At 50.1% G+C, this 7,953-nt stretch carries 6 protein-coding genes; 1 reads left to right on the top strand and 5 read right to left on the bottom strand.

What is annotated here, in order from left to right; translation table 11 throughout:
* Window positions 1-110: 110 nt before the first annotated feature.
* Entirely contained in the window at window positions 111-752 is a 642-nt protein-coding gene (gene udk / locus AC3WT9_RS34400; RefSeq protein ID WP_076113420.1) for a uridine kinase, read from the bottom strand.
* A 192-nt stretch (window positions 753-944) separates the two neighbouring features.
* Here udk and AC3WT9_RS34395 point away from each other — a divergent pair, with 192 nt between their 5' ends.
* Complete coding sequence (locus tag AC3WT9_RS34395) at window positions 945-2,036, top strand: threonine aldolase family protein (RefSeq protein ID WP_341377037.1); 1,092 nt, start codon at window positions 945-947, stop codon at window positions 2,034-2,036.
* Window positions 2,037-2,190: 154 nt separating this feature from the next.
* On the opposite strand, the gene AC3WT9_RS34390 is transcribed toward AC3WT9_RS34395, so the two are convergent.
* From AC3WT9_RS34390 to AC3WT9_RS34375, 4 genes are all read right to left on the bottom strand, one after another.
* A complete protein-coding gene (locus AC3WT9_RS34390) occupies window positions 2,191-3,507 on the bottom strand; it encodes a glycosyltransferase family 2 protein (protein ID WP_341089223.1) in 1,317 nt (438 codons plus the stop codon).
* A 720-nt stretch (window positions 3,508-4,227) separates the two neighbouring features.
* The gene (locus AC3WT9_RS34385; RefSeq protein ID WP_341089228.1) at window positions 4,228-5,763 is read right to left on the bottom strand and encodes a lipopolysaccharide biosynthesis protein; all 1,536 of its coding nucleotides are present in this window, start codon (window positions 5,761-5,763) and stop codon (window positions 4,228-4,230) included.
* Window positions 5,753-6,895 carry a polysaccharide pyruvyl transferase family protein gene (locus AC3WT9_RS34380; protein ID WP_341377038.1) on the bottom strand — a complete coding sequence of 381 codons (1,143 nt, stop codon included), beginning with the start codon at window positions 6,893-6,895 and terminating at the stop codon, window positions 5,753-5,755. Before AC3WT9_RS34380 ends, AC3WT9_RS34385 begins: the two co-directional genes overlap by 11 nt.
* Window positions 6,892-7,947, bottom strand: coding sequence for a glycosyltransferase family 2 protein (locus tag AC3WT9_RS34375; RefSeq protein WP_341377039.1), 1,056 nt, complete (start codon window positions 7,945-7,947; stop codon window positions 6,892-6,894). Before AC3WT9_RS34375 ends, AC3WT9_RS34380 begins: the two co-directional genes overlap by 4 nt.
* Window positions 7,948-7,953: the final 6 nt, after the last annotated feature.

Below are 7,953 nucleotides of genomic sequence, written 5' to 3'. Positions count from 1 at the left end.
TTCCCCACTTCACCTCTGCCTGAACGTAAAAAGAAACCCACAGTCATAAAAATGACCTGGGTTTCTCGACAATCTGACCGTCCTGTTGAGGACGGTCCGTTTCCACTTGTTTACCGCGTGTTCCCGTTCCACTGCTCATCGCCCGAAAGATACTTCCCGGTCAATACGGACAACAACTCGATGCCAACCTGATTCTGTCCGCCTTCAGGGATGATGAGGTCGGCGTATTTCTTGGAAGGCTCAATAAACGCCTCATGCATTGGCTTTACCGTCGTCAGATATTGCGTGTGAATGGAGCGGATGGTCCGGCCGCGTTCTTCAATATCCCGCAGCACCCGGCGGAGAATACGCACATCCGGATCTGTATCTACAAATACCTTGATGTTCAGCTGTTCCCGCAGCTTCTCATCGGAAAGCACATGCAGCCCTTCGAGAATGACAATGTTGTTGGGCGCAAGCTCAACCGTCTTGTCAGTGGAGCGGGCGTGAACTGTGAAGTCATACACTGGAGCGTACGCAGCTTGTCCGGCTTTCAGACAATCCAGGTGCTCAATCAGCAATTCCGTATCGAAGGCCAGCGGATGATCGTAATTGATTGCTCCGCGCTCAGCCATGCTGAGGTAAGAATGGTCTTTATAGTAGTTATCCTGAGATATGAACGTCACTTTGTCTGTTCCCAGACGGTCAATGACGGAGCGAGCTACTGTCGTTTTGCCGGAACCGGTCCCGCCGGCGATACCAATAATAAGCATGGTGTTTTAATAAACCTCCCTAAGCGATTGCCTTTGCAATTTCAATATTGTAGCACAGCGGTCAATTTATTTCACCTCGGTACCGGGAATAAAACGTGAACATTCAAAAAAATCAGGAGTTTTGGCCTGAAATGATATAATTTAAGATATTTGATGCAGATGCTGGCATAAATGAAGGGGGAATTTACCGGGATGAGTGAGACGAAATCACTGCTTGAAGCCTTTAACGCCACGGCTATGAAGTTGGCCGGACACGGGAAACGCGACATTGAAGTATTGAAAGAGGCCTTTGCCGGCGTGGATGGACATACGGACAGCGATATTTACGGAGGAGGCAGGCTGATTGAGGATTTCCAGGCCGAAATGGCGGATGTTCTCGGGAAGGAGACGGCGGTCTTTTTCCCCAGCGGGACCATGGCCCAGCAAATTGCTCTAAGAATCTGGTGTGGCCGCAAAGGGATGAAGACGGTAGCGTATCATCCTTTATGCCATCTGGAAATTCATGAACAGGACGGGCTTAAAGAGCTGCATCATATCGAGCCGCTGCTTCTTGCGGATAAGGACAGCTTAATTACACTGGATGATGTGAAGAACATCGGAAGGGACATTGCTTGTCTGCTGCTGGAGCTGCCGCAGCGCGAAATCGGCGGCCAGCTGCCCGAGTATGCAGAGCTTGAAGCCATCTCCGCCTATTGCCGCGGGCAGGGCATTATTCTGCATCTTGATGGCGCGAGATTGTTTGAGGTGCTGCCGTATTACGGGAAGACGGCGGCTGAGGTATGCAGTCTGTTTGACAGCGTATATATATCCTTCTATAAAGGGATTGGCGGTATCGCAGGTGCCATTCTCGCGGGTAGCAGGGAGTTTACAGAGGAATCGAAGATCTGGAAACGGCGGCATGGCGGCGACTTAGTCAGCCTTTACCCGTACATTGTCCCGGCCCGCTATTATTACCGGCAGAGAGCCGGTAAGATGGGACAATACTATGAGGAGGCCAAGGAGCTTGCCGCTTTGTTGGGCGGCTGCCATAAGATGTCCACGCTTCCGCAGCAGCCGGTCTCGAACATGTTCCATGTCCATTTTGCCATAGCCAAGGAGCAGCTTGAGCCGATACTGGTTACAGTGTACGAGCAAACCGGAGTGGGGCTGACTGCATCGCTGAGGGAAACAGGGGAAGCCTCCTGCTTTTTTGAGATGCATATCGGTGACCGCTATGGCAGTATCCCCAAAGCAGAGCTTGGCGCAGCGGTTAAGCTGCTGGATCAGCTGATAAAGCAAGCGTAACAAGCTTCAAATGGCATCCTCCCGATGAAGGAGGGTGCTGTTTTTTTGTCCTGCAATAGTTTGCTTTTGACAATCTATAAAGGGTATTGGTTACACGAAAAAAAGACACCCCGCAAGGTGCCTGGTTACTACATTGGTATGGGCGCAGTCGAAGTTACCGGTTGAGCAGTGAGCGAACGAAGGATACCCGCAGCAGCTGTTTTTTCATCAGCTTGGTGCGGAACTGGCGTTTCAGCTGGCTGTAAGCCTTGGGGGAATGGCTGCTGGCCCAGCTGTACATGAACTTGAAGTCGGTATGACTTTTGGCCGAATTCATCAGGTAATAAGAGATCGTGTCATACACATTGTGGTTGAACCACTCGTTCATTTCCTGCTTATTGTAGCCGTAGCGTTCAATCGCCATATTGCGGATAAGCCGCTTCTCCTCCAGGTTCTCAATCAGGAAAGACTGGCTGAGATGAAAGGTGATGTTATTGCCATGAATCCGGTACACCCCGGCTAAACCATCGATGAACCCGGCATCGCCGATCAGCAGGGCACGCAGGTAAATCGAGGCATCGTTGACCATGTTCATGTTCAGGATGTCCATGCTCATCAGCGCTTCGCGTTTGAAGACTGTGGTTAGTGTAGAGGCAGGCTTGGGATAACCCTTCTGCTCGAAATTCATGAAATAATCCTTCTTGCCGGTAATGCTGGCCAGCTGCAGGCTGGAGATCGTGAGCTTCCGGCTTTTGGAGTATTCCAGAAATACGTTTGCGGCCACAAATGATACCTCAGGATGCGCCAGGTGAAAATTCACAGCTCTGCTTAAATAACTGGAATCAATCAGATAGTCGTCATCATCGAGGAACAGAATATATTCACCATCTCCATGAGCGGCAAAAGCCTTACGCCGGTTATTCCCCGGCCCGCTGTTAGTTTCATTCTGCATGAAGATGACACGCGGGTCACCGCCAAAATTCGTGTGCATCATCTCGCCCGTGCCATCACTGGAACAGTCGTCAATGACGGTAATTTCTTTATTGGGATAATCCTGCCGGAGAATACTCTGAATCGCCTGATGCAGGAAGTCTTTTCTATTATAAGTAGTGATAATAACGCTGACCTTCGGATAAGCAGCAGGATCGGCGGATTCAGGCAGCAGGCTCTCTGTTTCCCCGGCTCCGCTGCTGAGTCTGGCAAGCTGCGTAAGCAGTCCCTCAATCGTATTCAATTCAATATGAAATTGGCGCAATAAATAGTACTCCAGCGCATCCTCAGACGCTCTCCCCGCCAAATAAGCCTCGATCACTTCAGTCAAGGTTGCCAGATGTTCCTGGATCGCAGGTGCGCTTTCCTTGCTGCTAATCTCCCGACCCCGGCGTACAATGGCTTCGCGTGACAGCTCTTCGGCGGAGAAATGCTGAATATCGTCATGGAGCTGATGGAGTAATCGGTAGCCGGCCTGTTGCAATTCCTCGCTGTGATCCATATTCAGCCCTCCTCAAGTTTTGTTAGCGCCTGCTTCCTTGATGTACTTCGTGCAAAACTCGCTGCAGAAGCATACGCTTGGTTTTGTGAGCATCTACTTCCTTGATGTACTTCGTGCAAAACTCGCTGTGGAAGCATACGCTTGGTTTTGTTACAAGAATCGAACTGAGAAATGACTCTGCAGGGGCGCAAGTTGTATAAGTGTATTTAGTGCAACTATATGGAGCCTAAACAGCGATTTTTGAGTAATAAGTGCATTGTATACAGTTATAAATGGCAATTGGGTTCATTTTACTTAGTTTGACTCTATTTAAGTGTACAGAATACAATTATTTCAGTATCGGCCCCAAAATACCAAGTTTTAGTTGTACGAAATGCAGCTAAGGCTTAGGCATTTAGTAAGTCAGCCCCCTCATCTTACGCAACTCCCGCATCCCGCGTGTCCGCATCCGCGCATCCGCATCCCGCGCACTCGCATCCCGCATCCCGCGCACCCGCATCCCGCGTGCCCGCATCCGCGCATCCGCATCCGCGCACCCGCATCCCGCGTGTCCGTATCCGCGCGCCCGCATCCCGCGCACCCGCATCCCGCGTGCCCGCATCCGCATCCGCGCACCCGCATCCCGCGCGCCCGCATCCTGCGTGTCCGCATCCGCGCATCCGCATCCCGCGCTCCATCATCCCGCCCGTCCACACATCTCATACGCGCTGCGCCGCTTAATTAAGCCTGCCCGGCCGTAACCTTGCGCTTCAGCTTGAGCTTCGTACGGAAGCCTTTGAGATAACCCCAGGTATAGAGGAATACCTCGCGTTCCATCAGCGATCCGACCAGGAAATAGATGGGCAGAGTGATGATGCCGAGCAGCACGGCCCAGAGAATCACACCGGTGTATGAGGTGATGCTGAGGTCGAGCTTGGTGGTGACAAAAACGATGGCAGCGAAGACCGCAACGTTGGTCAGCCATCTGCGGAAAGTGATCCATGGACTGCGCTCCAGCAATACCCGGCTGGCATAGACAACAATATCAATGGAACGGTACAGCAGCGCGGCGATGGTGCCCATCAGCACGCCATAAATTCCGAAGAAGATGACGAAAATGATCGAAGCCCCCAGATTGATCGCCGACTCCATAATAGAGCGAAACTGGGTGTTTCTGAAATGTCCGGCAATCGTGATGATATTGTTGGAGGTGGTGCGGGCATTGGTCAACAATTTAATCACCACGAATAGAACCGGCAGCCAGGTATTAATATAGTTCACATCGTTGACGCCGGCCGTGTACAGTTTCATGAACGGCAGGATGATGATATAGACAACGGTCAGAATGGCAAAGATGAGGCCCATGAAATAGACCTCGTAAGCATCATAGAACTTCACGAAAGCCTCTTTGCCCTCATGGTAGCTCTGCCCCAAGGCGGCCTTTATACTTCCGTTGACGGTCTGAACGATGTTGTCGACAATGGTGAAGATCATGTTGTACATCACATAGATGCTGACGATCTTCAGGTTCGTAAATATAGTCAGAATCAACACGTCGGTATTGCGGAAGATGAGATAGGAAATCTCATGCACCATAACCGAGTTTTTCTGGCCAATGGCTGCAAAATCCGGCTTGTGGCTGAGGTCGATCCACTTATAATATTTCTTCGAATAGAAATAGAAAGCGACGATCTGCAGTAGGGTGAGCACGAAGAAGGAAGCCTGCACGGCAATGATGTTCACACCCTGCAGCAGCAGGATGATCCGAACGACATTGTTCAGAATATTTGCGATGGTGACGATGGACGTCTCCACATAGCTTTTGCCCTCGGCGATCAGCAGAATTCTGAATTTGCCCTGGAAGTAATAGTTGATGGCCCCGCCCAGACCCGAGAATAAAATAATCGCCATGATGCTCACTTTGTTGATCTCCGAGTGGATGACCAGCGGATAAATGACTGCAAGCAATACGACGGAGATAAAATAGTACATTCCCGTTTTTTTATAATAGCGTGAGGTTGCCGCGAGAATCGAATTGATATGACCCCGGTCATTGCTGGCTATCGGCTTATACAGAGCCTGCAGCGAAGCTGCACCGACCCCGGCTTCAAGCAGGGCGAAGTAACTGATGATCTGCACGATGGATGCAATGAGACCATTGGCTTCGGAGCCGTAGTTGACCATAATCAGTCTTGGAATGAAGAAGCCGAGAATAATTGTGATCACCTGGCTGGTAAGGCCAAAGCCGAGGTTCAGCAGGCTCCGTTTAGCTTTCATAGCTTCTTCTCCCTTCCATAAACGGTGCCGGTGACAGATAAGCGTCCAATTGTTCAAAATGCTTTTCTGCCTGATTTGCCTGTAACGTCACGTCAAGCCGGTTAGTGGCCATACTGTCATACACCTCTTCCGGTGTAAGCTCGGACAAATGGGCGAAATCGGTGTATTTTCCGGTAAAATAGGCATCCTGCATGACATTGACCATCTTGCTGCTGTAGGCCACCGGGAAGACAGGCTTGTCAAACACCCAGCCGAGAATCATCGCATGGAACCTGGAAGCGACAATACAGCTGGCACCTGCCAGTGCGGCGAGGATGTCATCTATGTTTGTTTTATAGAGGTGAACATGGGTCTGCTCCTGAAATTCTGCCGGAATCAGACCGAGAATTTGCCCAATGGCTTCCTGGTCGCCTTCATGCTGGCAAAATGACATGAAATGCACGGCATAACCCTGCTTGATGAAATAGACTGCAACATCTTTCATTTTTTCATAATAGAGGTTGTCAAAACCGCTTAAGTTCTTGGACGACGGCTTAATCACCGAAATCGCAATCGTTTGGCCCGCTGGAGGTTTGTGTCCGGATGAGGTTTCGTTTGTCTTATATTTCAGCTGGAAGATAATATCCGGAGCCATTCGGACATTGCCCAAATCCTTAAATAAATCATAGGAGTATTGCTCTCTGAAAGAGACGTCAGTATATTCCGGGAATATCCGCCGGTGCACCTGGTAATACTCATCATCCGTAAAGGGACCGAAGTTGGCGCCCATCAAATAATACGGCTTGCTCTTGTTGCGCATGGCTTCCGCGTTCGCCACATATTCCGCCCAGTGTTCTCCCTGCATAAAAATAGACCCGCCGATATGCACGGTTCCATCTGACTGATCACCCAGAAATCTCTGCAGAAAGTTGTTATGCAGCTTTAATTTTCGGAAGACATAATTAATTCCCCGGAACAGGACGGAGTCCGAAGCATAGACCTTGAGGTTCTTGATGTCCTTGAATACCAGTTTATATAAACGGGGAGCAATGATCATAAAACGGGTATCCGGATACCGTTCGCAGAGTACCTTGATAAACAAATCATCGCCCAAATTGAATTCTGTATATGCGCTTACCATCATCTTCTTCATATCTTAATTTCCTTTCTGGTGATCATGGTTTTGAGCTTATGTTTGAACTGGAGCCAGCTTCTGTCCATGTGGATCAACCGCGCATATAAAGCCGGGGAAATTAAGAAGGCTTTGATTCTAAAAGCGAGCTGTCTGTCATCCCCGCTGTAGCGTTTCATAATGAGCAGCATCTCGTCGTTCAAATGAGGGTAGGTCTTCTCAATGTCATGAAGCAGGTCACGCATGCGGATTCCCGAAGTGCCGTTCAGGCAGGTCTTGAGATTGTAAAAGTAGTTCTCCGTCATCTCCCGGGTCAAGAGGAGCTCTGAGATGGTGCTGGCCTCGCTGAAGGGATGGGCTTTGAAGTATTCATCCACCCGCTTGAAGGCATCGACAACATCGAATTTGTTCACATTATATGTGCCTGTAATGGATGACGTCCTTTGCACATAATAGGATAATACGTCGGGGATCGAGATCACCCGGGACGCTCTGGATAAGGCTTTATAGATAAATTCCTGATCCTCTCCGTTCACACAGCGCTCTGTGTAACGGATGTCGTTCTCCAGGAGAAAGCTCCGCTTGAAGGCAATGCTTCCGGTCCAGATTCTCAGGCTTTTGTGTACAAAAATATTCTGCAGCGCCTCGCTTCCCGTAGTGTCGGACTGACCGGAAGTGAAGCTTACAATTGTCGACTGATCCTCCCGGACGAGGTTGTAGCCCCAGCAGACCACATCCGGACCCGTGGTCCGTGTGGCGCCCTCGATACTCAGCGTGAGGTTGACGTCGGCATAATCGTCTCCGTCCAGGAACAGCACATAATCTCCTGTAGCTGAAGCCAAACCGGTGTTTCTTGCAGCGCTCACTCCAGAATTAGGAGTGCGGATCAGCTTCGAACGTAGATCAGGATGCTGCTCCAGGAAGTCAGCGGCCACCTCATACGTCCGGTCTGTTGAGCCGTCATCGACCATAATCAGCTCGAACCTCTTCCCGCTTTGTTCCAGGAGTGAGAGCAGCAGAGGTGTTAAATAACGTTCTAAATTGTACATGGGCACTACAATACTCACACTCATGCGACC

The organism is Paenibacillus sp. EB106-06-01-XG199 (genome assembly GCF_058791575.1).
The sequence above is the reverse complement of the archived record's forward strand: the minus strand, read 5'-3'. Positions and strand labels throughout refer to the sequence as shown.

Coding starts and splice junctions, on each gene's coding strand:
- AC3WT9_RS34395 (WP_341377037.1), top strand. CDS start 945: ATGAGTGAGACGAAATCACTGCTTGAAGCCTTTAACGCCACGGCTATG.
- AC3WT9_RS34380 (WP_341377038.1), bottom strand. CDS start 6,895: ATGAAGAAGATGATGGTAAGCGCATATACAGAATTCAATTTGGGCGAT.
- AC3WT9_RS34375 (WP_341377039.1), bottom strand. CDS start 7,947: ATGAGTGTGAGTATTGTAGTGCCCATGTACAATTTAGAACGTTATTTA.
- AC3WT9_RS34385 (WP_341089228.1), bottom strand. CDS start 5,763: ATGAAAGCTAAACGGAGCCTGCTGAACCTCGGCTTTGGCCTTACCAGC.
- AC3WT9_RS34390 (WP_341089223.1), bottom strand. CDS start 3,507: ATGGATCACAGCGAGGAATTGCAACAGGCCGGCTACCGATTACTCCAT.
- udk (WP_076113420.1), bottom strand. CDS start 752: ATGCTTATTATTGGTATCGCCGGCGGGACCGGTTCCGGCAAAACGACA.